The 17,093-nt window shown below is 59.9% G+C and carries 17 protein-coding genes; 1 reads left to right on the top strand and 16 read right to left on the bottom strand.

The annotated features are described in order from the left end of the window. Positions 1 to 2: 2 nt before the first annotated feature. The 16 genes from HZB60_04380 to HZB60_04305 form a co-directional block, all read right to left on the bottom strand. Entirely contained in the window at positions 3 to 377 is a 375-nt protein-coding gene (locus tag HZB60_04380) for a Rieske 2Fe-2S domain-containing protein (GenBank protein MBI5059008.1), read from the bottom strand. Beyond that, the gene (locus HZB60_04375; protein ID MBI5059007.1) at positions 374 to 1,021 is read right to left on the bottom strand and encodes an O-methyltransferase; all 648 of its coding nucleotides are present in this window, start codon (positions 1,019 to 1,021) and stop codon (positions 374 to 376) included. Before HZB60_04375 ends, HZB60_04380 begins: the two co-directional genes overlap by 4 nt. Continuing rightward, on the bottom strand, positions 1,022 to 2,077 hold the full coding sequence (gene ypdA, locus HZB60_04370; protein ID MBI5059006.1) for a YpdA family putative bacillithiol disulfide reductase: 1,056 nt from the start codon (positions 2,075 to 2,077) through the stop codon (positions 1,022 to 1,024). 22 nt (positions 2,078 to 2,099) lie between these two features. After that, positions 2,100 to 2,510, bottom strand: a complete 411-nt coding sequence (locus tag HZB60_04365; protein ID MBI5059005.1) for a YjbQ family protein — start codon at positions 2,508 to 2,510, stop codon at positions 2,100 to 2,102. A 175-nt stretch (positions 2,511 to 2,685) separates the two neighbouring features. Next, positions 2,686 to 3,174 carry a transposase gene (locus HZB60_04360; protein ID MBI5059004.1) on the bottom strand — a complete coding sequence of 163 codons (489 nt, stop codon included), beginning with the start codon at positions 3,172 to 3,174 and terminating at the stop codon, positions 2,686 to 2,688. A gap of 165 nt (positions 3,175 to 3,339) precedes the next feature. Further along, positions 3,340 to 4,083, bottom strand: a complete 744-nt coding sequence (locus HZB60_04355) for a succinate dehydrogenase/fumarate reductase iron-sulfur subunit (protein MBI5059003.1) — start codon at positions 4,081 to 4,083, stop codon at positions 3,340 to 3,342. 2 nt (positions 4,084 to 4,085) lie between these two features. Continuing rightward, positions 4,086 to 5,891, bottom strand: coding sequence for a fumarate reductase/succinate dehydrogenase flavoprotein subunit (locus tag HZB60_04350; protein MBI5059002.1), 1,806 nt, complete (start codon positions 5,889 to 5,891; stop codon positions 4,086 to 4,088). Continuing rightward, positions 5,891 to 6,646 carry a succinate dehydrogenase gene (locus HZB60_04345; GenBank protein ID MBI5059001.1) on the bottom strand — a complete coding sequence of 252 codons (756 nt, stop codon included), beginning with the start codon at positions 6,644 to 6,646 and terminating at the stop codon, positions 5,891 to 5,893. The genes HZB60_04350 and HZB60_04345 overlap by 1 nt, the downstream gene beginning before the upstream one ends. A 43-nt stretch (positions 6,647 to 6,689) precedes the next feature. Continuing rightward, positions 6,690 to 7,217, bottom strand: a complete 528-nt coding sequence (locus tag HZB60_04340) for a macro domain-containing protein (GenBank protein MBI5059000.1) — start codon at positions 7,215 to 7,217, stop codon at positions 6,690 to 6,692. Positions 7,218 to 7,391: 174 nt separating this feature from the next. Then, entirely contained in the window at positions 7,392 to 7,898 is a 507-nt protein-coding gene (locus HZB60_04335) for an HIT domain-containing protein (GenBank protein MBI5058999.1), read from the bottom strand. 6 nt (positions 7,899 to 7,904) lie between these two features. Next, a complete protein-coding gene (locus HZB60_04330) occupies positions 7,905 to 9,986 on the bottom strand; it encodes an elongation factor G (GenBank protein ID MBI5058998.1) in 2,082 nt (693 codons plus the stop codon). 96 nt (positions 9,987 to 10,082) lie between these two features. After that, positions 10,083 to 11,030, bottom strand: a complete 948-nt coding sequence (locus HZB60_04325) for a glycosyltransferase family 2 protein (protein ID MBI5058997.1) — start codon at positions 11,028 to 11,030, stop codon at positions 10,083 to 10,085. A 154-nt stretch (positions 11,031 to 11,184) separates the two neighbouring features. After that, entirely contained in the window at positions 11,185 to 11,703 is a 519-nt protein-coding gene (locus HZB60_04320) for a periplasmic heavy metal sensor (GenBank protein ID MBI5058996.1), read from the bottom strand. A gap of 3 nt (positions 11,704 to 11,706) precedes the next feature. Further along, positions 11,707 to 12,264, bottom strand: coding sequence for a hypothetical protein (locus HZB60_04315; GenBank protein ID MBI5058995.1), 558 nt, complete (start codon positions 12,262 to 12,264; stop codon positions 11,707 to 11,709). A 23-nt stretch (positions 12,265 to 12,287) separates the two neighbouring features. Continuing rightward, a complete protein-coding gene (locus HZB60_04310) occupies positions 12,288 to 12,863 on the bottom strand; it encodes a sigma-70 family RNA polymerase sigma factor (protein ID MBI5058994.1) in 576 nt (191 codons plus the stop codon). Positions 12,864 to 12,887: 24 nt separating this feature from the next. Next, positions 12,888 to 13,829: a PorV/PorQ family protein gene (locus HZB60_04305; protein MBI5058993.1), complete on the bottom strand. Its 942-nt coding sequence runs from the start codon at positions 13,827 to 13,829 to the stop codon at positions 12,888 to 12,890. A gap of 277 nt (positions 13,830 to 14,106) precedes the next feature. On the opposite strand from HZB60_04305, the gene HZB60_04300 reads away from it, so the two are divergent. Next, entirely contained in the window at positions 14,107 to 17,073 is a 2,967-nt protein-coding gene (locus HZB60_04300; protein ID MBI5058992.1) for a PAS domain S-box protein, read from the top strand. Positions 17,074 to 17,093: the final 20 nt, after the last annotated feature.

Below are 17,093 nucleotides of genomic sequence, written 5' to 3'. Positions count from 1 at the left end.
GATCAATCGTCAATACTGTTTCGCGGCGGCCATTCCATCCCAATGAACACCGCCCCGTCCTCAATCTTCACCGGATAAGTGGCGACGCTGCCGGATTCCACCGTCGAGCACGCCCCCGTCGTCACGTCGTATCGCCACCCGTGCATGAAGCACTCCACCGTCTTCCCCGTTACCCGGCCTGCGGCCAGATTCGCCTTCATGTGCCGACAGGACCCGTCGATCGCGTGGTACTCGCCACTCACGTTGAACACCGCGTAGAGTCGCGCCAGCAATCGAATCGACCGCGCTTGCCCCGGCTTCAAATCCTCGACCTTGCACACCTTGAACCACCGCAGGCCACGCTCCCCCCCGTTCACGGGGGGGCCGGGGGGGGTCATCTTCCAACCTTCATGGCAACGGCCACGCCATCGCGTAGCGGCAAGATCGTCGTCTGTGCATCCGGCGTGGAATACAGCAGCCTCGTCAATTCGCGGATGGCCAGCGTCGTCGGCTTCTGACTGTCCGTCATCACCTCGCCGTGCCAGAGCATATTGTCGGCGATGAACAGTCCGCCGGGCCGGACCTTGGGCCACGCGGCGCGGAAGCCGGCGGGGTAGCCCTCCTTATCGATGTCCATCAGGATGATGTCGAACGGCCCGGGGTATTCCCCCAAAATCGTGACCGCATCGCCCACCCGAAATTCGATCTTCGATTCCACGCCGGCCTTGACGAAGTAGTCGCGCGCGACGCGCTCGTTACCCGCTTCACCGTCGGTGCAGATCACTCTGCCATCAGGCGGCACCGCGCGCGCAAAATGTACCGCCGAAAACCCAAATCCGGACCCCATCTCAAAGACGGTCTTCGCGCCGATCGCCCGCGCCAGCATCCCGAGTAACGGCCCCACCAATGGACCGATGTACGGAAAGCCCGCTTCCACGGCGTGGGTCTCCATCGCCGCCAGCACCGCATCGCGTGCCGGCAGGACTCCCGTCAAATAGCGATCCACCTGCTCGCTAAACGAATACATGAAATCGTCAGCCAATCAGCACTCCCGGCTTAAGCGGCCCGACTCCGCCAGATGATCCACAATCACCCGGCCATGGTGCCGCGAGTTCTCAACAAAAACTCTCGACGGATCAGCGCCCGCGCTGAGTACACCCGCCACATATAATCCCGGCACGCCGCTTTCCAGCGACGCACTGTCGAGCACCGGCGCCCGCTGCTCACCTTCCGTCCGAATTCCACACTGTTCGAGCAGCCGGTAATCCGGATGATAGCCCGTCAGCGCCAGCACAAAATCATTCGCGATCCAGCGCTCACCGTCCGGCATGTGCAGCAACACCCGGTCCGGTTCAATTCGCGTGATCGTCGTATCCCACGAATGCGCAATCGCGCGCTCGGCCAGCCGGTTCTTCAGGTCGGGGAGAATCCAGTACTTGATGGAACTCTCGCGCAGCGATTCACCCCGGTGCACCAGCGTGACCCGCGCGCCCGCCCGCCACAGTTCGAGCGCCGCCTCGGCAGCCGAATTCTTGCCGCCCACGACCAGCACATCGGTTCCAATATACGGCTGCGGACCGGAATAGTAATGCGAGACCTTGTCCAGTTCCTCGCCGGGAACATCCAGCAAGTTCGCGTGATCGTAGGTCCCGGTCGCTATGACGACCGCACGACTTCGCAACTCCCGCCGCTCTGTCTGAACGAAGAACTGCTCGCCGGCGTGCGTCAATTTCAAGACGCGCTCATGCGTGGCGATCGGCAAGTTCGCCGCGACCGCAATCCGCGTGAAGTAGTTCAGGACCTCGAAGCTGCGCGGCTTGTCCCCCTGAATCACCAGCGGAATCCCCGGAAACTCCAGTAAGTCCGCCGTGGAAAAGAACCGCATGTGTTGTGGAAAGCGGTAGATCGTATTGCAGATCGCCCCCTGCTCCACCAGCAGCGCTTTCAGCCCGCGCCGCTGTGCCTCCAGCCCCACCGCAATCCCCGCCGGCCCCGCCCCCACTATGATCAAATCCAGTAGCTCGGGAGTCCCCGCCGAGGCAGGCGTCTTCGCATGCCCGGAATCGGAGAGTGAACTCCGATCTGCTTCATCATTCATACTTCATGTTTCATACTTCTCTTCACTCCCCCATCACCTTGATAATCACCCGCTTATTGCGCTGACCGTCAAACTCCGCATAATAGATCTGCTGCCACGGACCAAAATCCAGTCGCCCATTCGTAACGGGCACGATGACCTGATGATGCAGGATCAAATTCTTCAGATGCGCCTGACCGTTATCCTCGCCCGTGCGGTGATGCCGGTAGTTCTGATCCGGAGCCAATCCGCGCAACCACTCCTTAATATCCTCGATCAGCCCGTCCTCCGCATCGTTCACATACACCGCCGCCGTGATGTGCATCGCCGACACCAGCACCATTCCGTCCTTAATCCCTGACTTCGTGACCGCCGACTCCACGTCGCGAGAAATATTCACGAACTCCTCGCGCTGCTTCGTCTTGAACGTAAGGTATTCGGTATGGAATTTCATCTACTTTCCGCCGAGCAGGGACTATTTTGACCGTCGCCGAGCAGGGATTCCTTCCCTGCCGGAATGTGTGATTCGCTACGACACTATGCGCTGGCGTCCTCGCGCTTCCGCCGTGCAGGGACTGTGTTCTTGAGCGTCGCCGAGCAGGGATTCCTTCCCTGCCGGAATGTGTGATTCACTGCGACAGTATAGTAACGGTCACAATGCCTGACTTCCCCCCGTAATACTCCGGCGCACTTGACCATTCGTATTCCTCCGGCCGCTCCACAAGCCCCGCGCGCACCGGGTTGGCCAGCATATACCGCAATTTCGTTTTCGCCGCCTCTACTCCCGGGACCGGCACATCATCGAAATTGTCCCGCCACAACGGCGTGTCCGGATAACGGGCTGGCTTGCATTTCAGAGATGTGGCTCGCTTGAAACCGCCGATTGCATCGGAAACATGCGAGCCGTCGTTAGGTTGTACCAAGACGGCGTGTAAGTGGTCAGGCATCAACACATAGCCGCAGCACACAAGCTCGAACTTATTTCGAAAGACCTCAAATGATTCAAGTATCTTCTTGCATTCGCTCGATTCTACGAATACAGAACCGCGAACTTCGGTAACCGTCGTAATGAAGTGAATGCTTCCGGCGAAGCCGAGTTGACTGTGGCGTCTTCGCATTCAATTTGCTCAGGGTTCACCAATTCCGGCAGGGAAGGAATCCCTGCTCGGCGACGAAGGCAAGTTGCAATTCCGGCAGGGAAGGAATCCCTGCTCGGCGAAGAGGAACAAATTGAATCCCTGCTCGGCGAGGAATCCAGAAGGAACCCCTGCTCGGCGAACTCGCTACTTCCCCGCAAACACCCGGAACAGCCGCCGAATCGGATCGTAGAACTCATCCGCCACGCGTTCCTTCAACGGAATGATCGCGTTGTCCGTGATGTGAATCTCCTCGGGACACACTTCCGTGCAGCACTTCGTAATGTTGCAGAAGCCCACGCCGGCCGCCTCCTTCACCAACTTCAAGCGGTCCGCCGCGTCCAGCGGGTGCATCTCGAGCATCGCCAGCCGCACCATGAACCGCGGCCCGAAAAACTCGTCGTGCTTATCGTGATTCCGCAATACGTGGCACGTATTCTGACACAGGTAGCACTCGATGCACTTGCGAAACTCCTGCACGCGATCCGCTTCATACTGGTACATGCGCCACGTGCCATCCGGATTCTTCGGCTTCGGCGTGAACGCGGGGATCCGCTTGTTGACTTCGTAATTCCACGACACGTCCGTCACCAGATCGCGGATCATCGGGAATGTGCGGATCGGTTCCACCGTAATCGGCCGGTCCTGCGGCAGTGAATCCATCCGCGTCATGCACATCAGCGACGGCTTGCCGTTGATCTCCGCCGAACACGAACCACACTTCCCCGCCTTGCAATTCCAGCGACAGGCCAGGTCCGGTGAATGCTCCGCCTGAATCTTATGCACCACATCGAGGACCACCATGCCTTCGTCAATCTCGAGCGAATAGTCTCGCAGTGACCCGCCACTCTTGTCGCCGCGATAAACCTTCATCTGCACGATGTTACCCATGCTCAGGCCTCCTCCACCAGTTGCTTCAGCTCATCGGGAATCGGCGGTCGAACCACCCGCTCCAGCTTCATGACTCCGTTTTCATTCTTGACCACCTGATTCACCTTGGCCCATTCCTTATCGTAATCAGGAAAGTCGGATCGCGTGTGCCCGCCGCGACTCTCGCAACGCTCCAACGCCGCCAACGTCAACGCCCGCGAACACGTCAGCATACTGCGCAGGTCCATGGCCAAATGCCAGCCCGGATTGTACGCCCGCGAACCGGTCACCGAGAGCTGCTTCACGCGCGGCTCAAACTTGTCAAGCTCCGCCAACGCATGCCGCAGATCCGCGTCCGTACGAATGATCCCGACATACGTCTGCATCATTTCCTGAAGCTCGCGGTGCACCGCATACGGATTCTCGCCGCCTTTCCGTTCAAAACAAGCAAGGTTCTCCGCCAGCGCGCGATCGACCGCGGAAGCGTCGGCCTTGACCGCCGAGGCCTGCTTAACATAGTCCGCCGCGCCCGCGCCCGCCCGGCGGCCAAACACCAGCAAATCGGAAAGCGAATTCCCCCCCAGCCGATTCGCACCGTGCAGACCGGCCGCGACCTCACCGGCGGCAAACAAACCCTTCACCGAACTCATCTCGGTCTCACCGTCCACGCGCACACCGCCCATCGCATAGTGACACGTCGGTCCGACTTCCATCGGCTCCTTCGTAATATCCACATTCGCCAACTTCTTGAACTGATGATACATCGACGGCAGTTTGCGCTTGATCTCGTCCGCCGTCCGGCGCGTCGCAATATCCAAAAACACGCCGCCGTGCGGGCTGCCGCGACCCGCGCGAACTTCGGAATTGATCGCCCGCGCCACCACGTCCCGCGTCAATAGCTCCGGCGGACGCCGCACCGTCGCCTGCTTCCCGGCGATCACTTCCTGCACCCACTGATTCGCTTCCTGCTCCGTAGAAGCCACGTCATTCTTGAAGGCCTCAGGAATGTAGCTGAACATGAAACGCTCGCCGGTACTGTTCCGCAACACTCCGCCCTCGCCCCGCACGCCCTCGGTAATCAGCGTCCCCCGCACCGAGAGCGGCCAGACCATGCCCGTCGGATGAAACTGCAAGAACTCCATGTCCATCAAGTCCGCGCCGACGCTCCACGCCAACGCCTGGCCGTCACCTGAATATTCCCACGAATTCGACGTGATCTTGAACGACTTGCCGATGCCCCCGGTCGCCAGAATCACGGCCTTCGCATTAAACAGCTGAAACGAACCGTCTTCGCGTCGATAGGTCAGCGCGCCGCCAATCGTATCGCCCGTCTTGAACAAGTGCGTGACCGTCGTCTCCATGAAGACGTCCACCGGCATATGAATCAGCTTGTCCTGCAGCGTGCGGATGATCTCCAGCCCCGTCCGGTCGCCCACGTGCGCCAGTCGCGGATAGGTGTGACCCCCGAAATTCCGCTGCATGATCAGACCGTCTGTCGTGCGATCAAACACCGCGCCCCACTCTTCCAATTCCCAAATGCGATCCGGGGCTTCCTGCGCATGCAGCTGCGCCATCCGCCACTGATTCAACAGCTTCCCACCCTTCATCGTGTCGCGAAAGTGCGTCTGCCACGAGTCACGCGGGTCGGCATTGCGCATCGCCGCCGCCGCACCGCCCTCGGCCATTACCGTATGTGCCTTGCCCAGCAGCGACTTCATCACGATCGCCGTCTTCGCGCCCAGCGCCGCCGCTTCAATCGCCGCCCGCAACCCGGCACCGCCCGCGCCGATCACGAGCACGTCAAACTGATGTGGTGTGTAGTCTGCCATCAGAAGAACCTCACATCTGTCCAGCAGCCCATCGCGCACATCCGTACGTAGAGATCGGCAAACCCGACGGTAAACAGACTGCACCAGAAGAATACATTGTGATAAATGTTGAGCGCGCTCACCTGCTTCCACGTCGCGTGACGCGTCAAGCCGCTCGCCGCGCACGAAAAACAGTCCAGCTTCCCCCCCACCATGTGCCGCAGCGAATGGCAACTGAACACGTACAGCGTCAAGAACACCGTGTCCGCCGTGATCACGAGCGACCCCAGCGCCATCCCGAAATGCTCGTCAAACACGAACGCATGAAACAGGTGCAGCCAATGAAACACCACGAGAATCAGCACCAGATAAAGAAAATAGCGATGCAGATTGTTCAGAATCCACGGCAGTGCGGTCTCCCCCTTATAGGCCAGCTTCCCCTCGCCCACCGCGCACGCCGTCGGGTTCAGCGTGATCGACCGATAGTAGGCTTTCCGACCATAATAACAGGTCAACCGGAACCCTGCCGGCAACCACACAATTAACAAGGCCGGGGACCAGGTAAACCACGGAATCCACTGCGTCAGGTCCGGAGAGTAAAACGGCGACAGGTACGGCCCGAATCGAGAATACTCAACCGGTTGAAATGCCGCCCACGTCGCGTAAATTACGAACGCCACAAATGCCGCCGCCATCAGCGCCGGACTCAACCACCAGGTGTCGAGTCGGCGAGTGGCTCCAAAGCGGTCAACACCCGCTAATTGAGAGTAACCCATGTGCTGTCTTCACGGAAATGAATAGAGGAAGGAATTCGTCCGACTACGCCAGCAGCAACATCGACTTTGCCGCCTTCGTAAACTGGTCGCAGAGTTGTTGTGAGGGGACGGCAAACACGATCCGCTTGGGCACGCGCGCCCCCTTCAAACTCTTGAATGCAAGCCCAAGAGCATAATTCATCACCACCTGCGCCGGAGTCGTTTTCGGCGCCATTTCGCATACCGGGATTCCCACCGACTGGATCGAATTCGAGCGACACGTGGACATCACGGTCCGTAACGCCGTCTCAAAGTTATCTTGGGTCACGGACTCCGCCAGGCTCATCGTCACCGCGTGCAAGATGAGCTTACTCGGCAGCGCGCCCGCCGAGGTCTTCACGACCCGCCCGACGACCGTCGGGGTCAGCGCGCTCAGCTCGCGCCGAACGTCCAGACCCGCCGCCGCCACGATCAGCTGACCGACCCCGGCCGACGGAACCATCTCCGCGTTCACCGGACTCACGATCGCCTCGGTCGCCAAATCGGTCGCCGGGCCAATGTGAATCGTCAATTCGCCGTAGCCCACGTTCATGGATGTCGCGTTAGCATTCCCGAACCCAATGATCAAGCAGGACCTATCTGGAACCAGCGTTAGCGGCCCGATTCGGCGAGGCAAGGCGGCTTTAGCCCCTTGACAGATCGACAGGAACAACGGGCTGAACCCACGTTGCCGGATTCAACAGCCATTCTCTGCGGGGTTGTTGAACTACCGAGTTCCCAGCAACTCCGCCAGGCTCGACTTGAGCCGCTGCCACGTTTCCGGCAAACTCTCGGACATGACTTTGGTCGTCGCCACCGCCGACATGAAATTCGTGTCGCCGTTCCAGCGCGGGACAATATGATAGTGCAAGTGATCCACGATGCCCGCGCCCGCCGCCCGGCCGATGTTCATGCCGATGTTGTACCCATGCGGACCGTAAACCCGGCCCAGCGCCCTCTGTCCCAGCGTCATCAGTTCCATCAATTCCAGATGCTCGGCCGGACCCAGTGAACTGAACTCCGCCGTATGCCGCAACGGAACCACCATCAAATGCCCGCTGTTGTACGGAAACAGGTTCATCACAACGAGCGCGTGCTGACCGCGATGTAAGATGAGATTCTCCGCATCCCGCCGCTCCCCGATCATCCGGCAAAAGATACACTCGCTGGCGTCGGGCTGCTTCACCGTGGACAGAATATACTCCATCCGCCACGGCGCCCAAAGACGATCCACACGCAGTTACTCCTCTTCCTTTTCCTCGACGTACTCCGCCACCAGCTTCTGCTGAATCTCCGGCGGCACCTCTTCATAGTGATCGAATTGCTGCGTCGCCATCCCCCGCCCCTGTGTCATCGAGCGCAGCGCCGTCGAATACCGGTACAGCTCCTTCTGCGGCACGCGGGCCCGGATCACCTGATAGCGGCCCTCGCCCTCCATGCCTTGAATCTTGCCACGACGACTCGACAAGTCGCCCATCACATCGCCCATGAACTCTTCCGGAACCTTCACCGTCAGTTCAAAGATCGGCTCCAGCAAAATCGGCTTGCACTTCTTGAAGGCTTCACGGAACCCGAGCCTGCCCGCGATCTTGAACGCCATCTCCGACGAGTCCACGTCGTGGTACTTGCCGTCGAAGGCCGTCACCCGCACGTCAACCACCGGGTAACCCGCGATGACGCCGCGCCCGATCGTATCCTGAATCCCCTTGTCAACCGCCGGAACAAATTTGCCGGGAATCGCGCCGCCCACAATCGCGTCCACGAACTCGTAACCCTGCCCGCGCGGCTTGGGCTCCAGCTTCAAGAAAACCACTCCGAACTGGCCGCGACCGCCCGACTGCTTCTTGTGCTTCCCTTCCGCGTCCGCGCTGCCGCGAATCGTCTCACGATACGGCACGCGGGGCTCAATCAGCTCGGCGTCCACATGATACCGCTCGTGCAGCCGGGCCAGGATATTCAGCAAATGCAAGTCGCCCTGCCCCCGCAACACCATCTGACCCAACTCCGCATCCTGAACCAAAGTGAAACTCGGGTCTTCGGCGTGCAGCAGATTCAGACCGCTGGCAATCTTGTCCTCGTCCCCCTTGGTCTTCGGAACAATCGCGTTTTCGAGCACCGGCGACGGAAAGGCGATCGCCGGGTATTGCACGTTGCGATTCTTGTCGCACAGCGTGTCGCCCGTCCGCGTCGCCTTCAACTTCACCATCGCACCCAAATCGCCCGCGATGAACTTCTCCGCCGGAATCCGGTTCTTGCCGCATATGTAAAAGATCTGGCCGATCTTCTCGCCCTTGCCCGTATTCGGATTCTGCAGCTCCGCTCCCGGCTGCGTCTGACCGGAGAACATGCGGATGAACGACAATTCGCCGACATGCGCCTCCGCCGTGGTCTTGAACACCAGCCCGGACATCGGATCCTCAGTACTCGAACGAATCTCGATCTCCTTGTCGCCCGCCTGCGCCTTAACACCGCCCCGGTTCAACGGCGAGGGCCCGTGAGACACCAGGAAATCCAGCAATCGCGAAGTCCCGATGTTCGCCGACCCCGCGCCGCACAGCACCGGGAACAGCGTACCGCGCGCGAACCCCAGCCGGATCCCCTTGTCCAGGTCGTCGTCCGAAAGCGTGCCATGCTCGAAAAACTTGTTCAGCAACTCGTCGTCGGATTCCGCCGCCTGCTCAATCAACTGCGCTCGCAGCTCCTCGGCTTTCTCCTTGGCCGGACCGCTCAAATCGGTGACCGAGACCTTGCCCGAACCGTCCGTCGCATACGTGCATTGCTTCATCGTCAGCGCGCTGCCGATCGTCGTGAATCCCAACCCGGCATTCACCGGGAAGTCAATCACTTGTACGTGTGTCCCGAACTCCTCGCGCAAGCCGTCGATCGTCCCCTCCCACTTCACATGCTCGCGATCAAGCTTCGTTACGAAAAAGAGGCGCGGAAGCCCCAGCTCCTGCGCCAACTCGAAGACCCGCGAATGCCCTATGTCGTGGCCCGTCGAGCCATCCACGGCAAGTAAGGCAATATCCACCGCGCGCAACGCCGACACTACTTCTCCGATAAAATCAGAAAAGCCCGGCGTGTCCAATACATTAATGATGTGGTCCTTGTACCCCCCGCGCAGCAACGTCGATGCGATCGAAATCTGCCGCTCCTGTTCCTGCTTCGAGTAATCCGAAAGCGTGGACCCGTCGTCAATCTTCCCCAGTCGGGTGGTCACGCCCATCGCGAACATCATCGCTTCGGAAAGCATCGTTTTACCCGAATGCCCGTGCCCAAATAACCCTACGTTGCGCAGTTTGTCGGTCGTCGTTACCGCCACAAATCTTCCTCCTTACCCTGCATGTGTTTGCTGCCCGGCCCAAGACAGGCCCGCCATGTACCGAATCTGTTTAAGATAATGTTTCCGGTGGAAGAGTCAAGGCGTTTTTCCCCGTCCTCGGCGGCCAAGGAGCTGCCGAACCGTGAAAAGTTCGGAAATCCGGTGGTCCCGGGCGTTCCGGTCGGAACGTCCCAGCGGACCCAATAGCCGAACAAACCATACCCGCGCCAGAAGCAGCCACCGCGTCTGCCATTTCCACAGCCGATGTGGCAGGCCCGGCCGATGCTTGGACCAGAGCCGATCCATCCCCATCAGCCGCCACGTCAGCACCGGGTCTCCGGCGAGACGGTTGGATCGATAACCGGATGCCTGCGCGTCAAAGTGAATGACCTGCGCCGCCGGCACACACCAGACTTCCCATCCAGCCCGAAGGAGCCGGGTGCACAGGTCGATCTCCTCGTGATACAAGAAGAACCCCTCATCGAAACCCGCCGCTTCGCGCAACGCGACTGCGCGCATGATCAACGCCGCCCCGCTCACGGATTCCGCGCGCTGTGGGGGCGGAATCACACCGGCCCGGCGCTGCAACATGCCCGCGGGGCCAATTCGGATCGCCTTCAGCAGCGACTTTAGCTCCGGCAAGAGGTTCCAGAACTCACGAAAGAGGGACGGAAAGCGAAACGTCGAAGCCAGCTCTTGACCCCTGACTGTGGTGAGCCCCGCTCCCGCAATTGCCGCTCGCGGATGATCGGCCATAAATGAAAGCAGCCGCCGCAACGTTTCGCGTGGAACTATGCAGTCTGGGTTCACCGCGAATACCAGCGGTGCACAAGCTACCGCCAAACCCCGGTTTACACCGGCCGCAAACCCAAGATTTGATTCAAGTTGAACAACTTTGACCCCCGGGAACTCAGATCGGGCGCGTGCAGCTGATCCGTCCTGAGACGAATTGTCAACCACAATAATCTCAAACTCGGCCTCGCTTTCCACCCGGGCTAAAGAACGCAGACAGCCGATCAGCAGATCGGCTGTATTGTAGGACACGATCACGATAGAGAGGGCGGGCACGGAGGGGTCTGGAATGCAGGGGGGATGTACTTAAATATCGAGGATTTGACGCGAAAGGTCAAGCTCTAAGTGGTCAATCGCGAGTAGTTTGGTCAAAAAAAGAGCCGCCCGAACAGGCGGCCCCGAATCTTCAGTCGCGTTGCATGCGGCGACCGGGCCGACCGCGCTCCGGAGGCCCGCTGCCCCGCTGTTGATCCACCAGCTCCCGCATCCGCCGGGGAATATCCTCCATGAGCAGTGCGCATCTCGAGACCTGCTGCGGGGTCAAGTAGTTTGAGACATCAGCAAGGAAAACTCGCCGTAGCTCGGCCAGTTTCGCCACAAGCTGCTGCTGCTCATCAAGCAGTCTCGGCACTTCAGCCTGGTCACCTCCGGCACCGTGCGAAATACGATCCAGCATCTCCCTGCTGGCGTGCTGAGCATCCCGGTTTCCCTCTGCATCGCGGCGAAACTGCTTGAAGCGCGGGAAGAACTTCTCCGCCTGCTGCGGCGAAAGGTCCAGTTCTTCCGCAAACTTCCCGATTATCACCGTTTCAACACGCTCGCGATCCCAGCGCGGAGGACCGCCGCCGCCGGGTGGCTGCGGAATTGCGATTCCAAGCTGCAGGGTCAGTAGCACGGTGACAAAAATCAGAACTTTCTTTTCCATGACTTAGAAAAACTCCGTAGATTCCAACTCGGACATGACCGCCGCAATCGCAACATCATCCAATTCAAGGATTTCGTAATCCGTCGCTTCGTCGGACTCCGTCAGATCTACTACAAGATGGATGTTCGCCATTCCAAGGGCGATTGCAATCGAATCTGCCGTGATATTCGCGTCGGCCAGCTCCTCGAGTTCAGTATCGGTCAGACCATATCCGACGATATCCGTGAATAGTTCCGGCTCCACATACCCGCTCAGCGTGGGATCCGCGTCAATAACAGCGGGCCCGATCCCGAACCTCATAACCAGCACGAATACCACAATACAAACACCCGCCAATTGGGCGAATACACGCGATGATGTGAACACATTTCGAGCCGAATACTGACCCTGACTTGCCTCGATTCCAGCCCTCAACTTGACCAGGAAGTCGGTATCACTGACGACCGTCCCGGGAAAAACCGTTGCCAAGTCAACCTGCGCGAGGACCGACGAAAGCGCGGAGAACTCCACTCCCGCTTCGCCATTAAGCTCGGCTTCGTCACATGTGTGGCCAGCGGTCACGGTCGCCTCAATCCTGCCTTCTGTTACTCATCGCCTTTTACGTACGGCGCAAGCCATAAACGCAACTTGCGCACGGCCTGAAAGTAGTTGGCCTTGATCGTCCCCACGTCGCGGTCCATGATTTCGGCGATCTCAGCATGCGGCAACTCCTGGAAGTGCCGTAAGATGAACACAGTCCGCTGCTTGACCGGGAGCTTCTGTATCGCGGCTCGCAGCCTGGCGGACAACTCACCCAACTCGAGCGGCGCGTCGGCAGTCTGGTCAGCCGGCAGCGCGGCCGCCGCACCCTCTAAGCCGAAGAAGGACCGCACCTTCCGCTTCCGCAGCCGATTCAGGCTGAGGTTCACGGCGATTCGATACAACCAAGTGTAAAACCCCGATTCTCCACGGAATGCGCCCAAAGCTTCAAAGGCCTTGATGAACGTCTCTTGGGTCAGGTCCTCGGCCTCGTCGGCGTCTCCGGTCAGCCCAACAATGGTCACGAATACGGCCCGCCGATGCCGCAGGGCCAGCAGATTGAAGGCCTGCTGCTCCCCCGCTTGAAACCGGCGGATTAGCTCCGAGTCGGTTTCCTCCCCTCGCATGAGTTGCTCATCCATTGGACACCCGGCTGTCGGCGAGGTTTAATTCGCGTGCGCTTTGCCAATCGGTGCCGAAATCGTGAATCTGTTCAAGTAACCGACTTCGCCCTGCGAGGTTAAGGCGTAGTCAACCGTAATTCGCTTCAGACGGAGGCCCAGTCCGGCGGAGAAACCCGCCAGCGCATCCCGGTCGGTTCCGACTCGCTGGTCAACACCCAAGGTCGAGTAGCCCAGCCGTCCCTGAACCGCCGGGTGAAATGTCAGCTCCAGCCCCCCCGAGCCACGGATTGACTCTTCGGAGGAGTACTCGCCCGCCAGAGTAACCCGCACCGGCAGGTGCTCCAGAGGCACGGCAAACCCCAGCCGGTACGCTGTGGGCAGCTTGTCCTTCTCCGAGAGGTATGCCGAAGTCGCAAAGCCGACGTTGTAGATGCCCGCGCCGACGTCCCAGTTCTCATATCCCGTGTGGTAAAGCAGCCCGAAGTCCGCGGCCAGAGCCGAGGCCGAATAGCTGTCAATGGTAGAATTGAGGTATTTCAGTGAAACACCGGCGGCAAGTTCAGGCCTCATCAGGCGGGCGCCGCTCACGGTCAGCAGAATGTCAGAGGCGCCAAAATCGCCCAGCTTCTGTCCATTTTCGCTGGCCTTGTCAAACTTGCCATAGTCGAAATAGGTGAGGCCCGCCGCAAACACGCCCCGGCCGGCGAGGGGACGCGCATAGGCGAGGTTGCCCGAGTTGATGTCAAGTACATGCTTGAAGAACCCGACTCCTCCCAGCGGCCGCTCGATCCCTGTCAGCCCAGCGGGGTTGGAGAACAAGTTGTGCAAATCGCCTCCGACAGCAATCTGACTGCCGGCCAAGGCGGAATTGCGAGCCGAGCCATCGGTGCGGAACAGTTCAAATCCGGTCGTTCCGGCGGAGGCGGCCAACGCCGCGGACGCTGAGAACAGAAGTGCAGCAGCCAGAGAGAGGCGGGAAAGCATGGAGTGGACCCTCAAGAATGAATGTACGCAGCCGTGAAGTAAACGGAAATCGCCGCCAAAAGCAATAGGCCTTACTCCAAGAATGACTATTGGTTAAATGTCCCTAACCAGCCAGATGTTTCCGCGGAACCCCGCTTTCGAGCCTCGTTCTTGATGCGCCTTCACCGGTTCGCAAGCAGCACCCGGAACGGGTCTTGCAATCCTTCGCAGTGGCCGCTCTGCGGTTGCCAAACCTCAACGGGTTGCAGCCGACGGTTGGACCACCGTTCGAAACACCATGAAGACACCAGAAATTTCGAATCTGCTCCACACGGCACTCGTGCTGGGATTCTGCATCATCATGTGCGGAGTCGGGGTGATTCATCTCTATGCCGAGGGACCGCGCCTTGTCGAAGAAAAGCTGATGGTCGCCTTGACCCTCCTGACCGTAGCGGGATGCGGCTATTTCTGCTACTGGATCGCGCGGCGTCCGCTGTCGCAGATCCGCCGAAATGCCCAGGCGCTGGAGGCCGAAGTGGATCGGCGATCTTCGTTGGAAAGATCCCTGCGCCAAAGTGAGGAGCGGCTGCAACTGCTGCTAAACAACCTCACGATCGGTGTCTATCGGACGACCCCCGACGGCCGGATTCTGGCCGCCAATCCCGCGCTGGCGACGATGCTCGGTTATGCGTCGGTGGACGACCTTGTGCGCCGCAATCTCGAACTGGATGGGTTTGTCTCATCGCCGCCCCGCTCGCTGTTCAGGGATCGACTTGACCGCGACGGCGAAATCCGCGGCTATGAAGCTGCATGGCAGCGGCCGGGCGGCACCGAGATCGTGATGCGCGAATACGCCCGCGCGGTCCGGAATGAAGCCGGGTTCATCGAGTGCTATGAGGGGACCGCCGAGGATATCACCGAGCGCAAGCAGGCCGAAGCGGCGCTCCGAGAAGTGGCGACCAAATACCGGATCGTCGCCGACAATACCTATGACTGGGAATTCTGGGTCGATGCCGACGGTCACTACGCTTATGTTTCACCGTCCTGCGAGCGAATCACCGGATACAAAGCCGAGGAGTTCCTCGCTGACAGGCTGCTGGCGGATCGAATTGTGCATCCCGATGACTACGAAAACGTAGCCAGCCATCGAAGGCGCGTGAAGCAGGCCTTGATCTCGGAAGATGACCTGACGTTCCGTGTCATCCGCCGGGACGGCACGATCTGCTGGATCAGCCACGTCTGCCAGCCGGTCTTCGATGACAACGGCCGGTATATTGGGACTCGCGGCAGCAACCGGGATATTACCGATCGCATGCGCGCCGAAGGAGCACTGGTCATTGAGCGACGGCTGTTCATGAGCGGGCCGGTCGTCGCGTTCAAGTGGCGCGCCGCTGAGGGCTGGCCCGTCGAGTATGTTTCCGCGAACGTTGCATCGCAGTTCGGTCACGGCCCCGGCGACTTGATGAGCGGCAAGATCCCGTATGCGACGATCGTGCATGATCAGGATCTGGACCGCGTCGCCGCGGAGGTCGCGCGACACTGCGAATCCGGTGTCCCGTGCTTTGAGCAGGAGTATCGACTGCGCCGCGCAGACGGCGAGTATCGCTGGGTCTATGACTTTACGGTGATCGACCGCGACCCGGCCGGCCAGATTACGCACTTCCACGGCTACGTATTGGATATCACCGAGAGCAAGCGGGCGGAAGAGACTCTTCGCCAGAGCGAAAAACTGCTGCGCGAGTCGCAGTCCATCGCCCAAATCGGCAGCTACAACCTCGATATCGAGACCGGAGTCTGGACCGCGTCACCGACCATGAACGACATCTTCGGCATCGAGCCTGACCATCCGCATACGGTAACGGGCTGGGTCGAGCTCATTCATCCCGACTGCCAGGCGGAGATGGCACGCTACTTCGAGCAGGAAGTGATTGGACGGCGACAGCCGTTCGATCGCGAGTACAAGATCGTCCGCGCGTCCGACGGCGCCGAGCGCTGGGTCCATGGTCTCGGCCGGCTGAGTATGAGCGCGACCGGGCAGCTGATCCGCATGGTCGGAACGATTCAGGATATTACCGAGCGCAAGCAGGCCGAAGAAGAACGCAAGGGCCTCGAAGCCCAATTGCGGCAGGCGCAAAAACTCGAAACCATCGGCACCCTCGCCGGGGGCGTCGCGCACGACTTCAACAATATTCTAACGCCGATCCTCGGCTACGCGAACATGGCGGTCATGCATGGCGACGTGAGCGGCTCGACCCGCGCCGACATCGATCATATTGTCAAGGCGGCCATCCGGGCGAAGGACCTCGTCAACCAGATCCTGACCTTCAGCCGCCAGACCGAGCAAGAGCGGCGGCCCATGCTCGTGCAGTTTATCATCAAAGAGGCGCTGAAGTTGTTGAGGGCGTCCATTCCCTCGACCATCGAAATCTCGGAGAACATCTCGACATCCGCGCTGCCCGTCAACTGCGATGCGACCCAGATCCACCAAATCCTGATGAATCTGTGTACCAATGCGTTCCACGCCATGCGCGACGACGGCGGAGTCCTGACCGTCGAGTTCGACTCGCTGGTCGTGGACGCGGAGTTCGCCCGGCGCCACGTTAACCTGCATACCGGTCGCTATGTCTGCCTGAGCGTCAGCGATACCGGGTGTGGCATGGATCCCGCAACGCGGGAACGCATTTTCGATCCGTTCTTCACGACGAAAAAGGTCGGCGAAGGGTCGGGGCTCGGGCTGGCCGTCGTTAGCGGGATTGTGACGGCCCACGGCGGACATATCGCCGTGCAGAGCGAACCGGGCCGGGGCTCGACCTTTCGAGTTTACCTGCCGTGCTCCGATGAACTGGTCGTGCCGGATGCCGTGCGGGACGAACCAATCGCGCGCGGCTGCGGCCACGTCCTGTATGTGGATGACGAACCCGAAATCATCGAGATGGCTCGCGAAACGCTGGATTTCCTCGGCTACGAAGTGAGTACGCGTACCAGTCCGATCGAAGCGCTGGAGGCGTTTCGGGCCGATCCCCTGCGCTATGATGTCGTCATCACCGATCAGACGATGCCGCACATGACCGGCTCGCAACTGGCTCAGGAAATCCTGCTGATTCGACCTAACACCCCGATCATTCTCACAACCGGCTTCAGCGAATCCGTCTCCCAGAGCAACTGCCGCCAATTCGGATTCGAGGAATTGCTCATGAAACCGATCCTGATGCGCGAGCTGAGCAACGCCGTGCAGCGCTGCTTGACCAAGGCGGCGTTGAGCTAAGCGTGATCGCCGGCAGGTTC

The sequence above is a fragment of the candidate division KSB1 bacterium genome, from assembly GCA_016214895.1.
Classification (GTDB): Bacteria; Electryoneota; RPQS01; order RPQS01; family RPQS01; genus JACRMR01.
The sequence above is the reverse complement of the archived record's forward strand: the minus strand, read 5'-3'. Positions and strand labels throughout refer to the sequence as shown.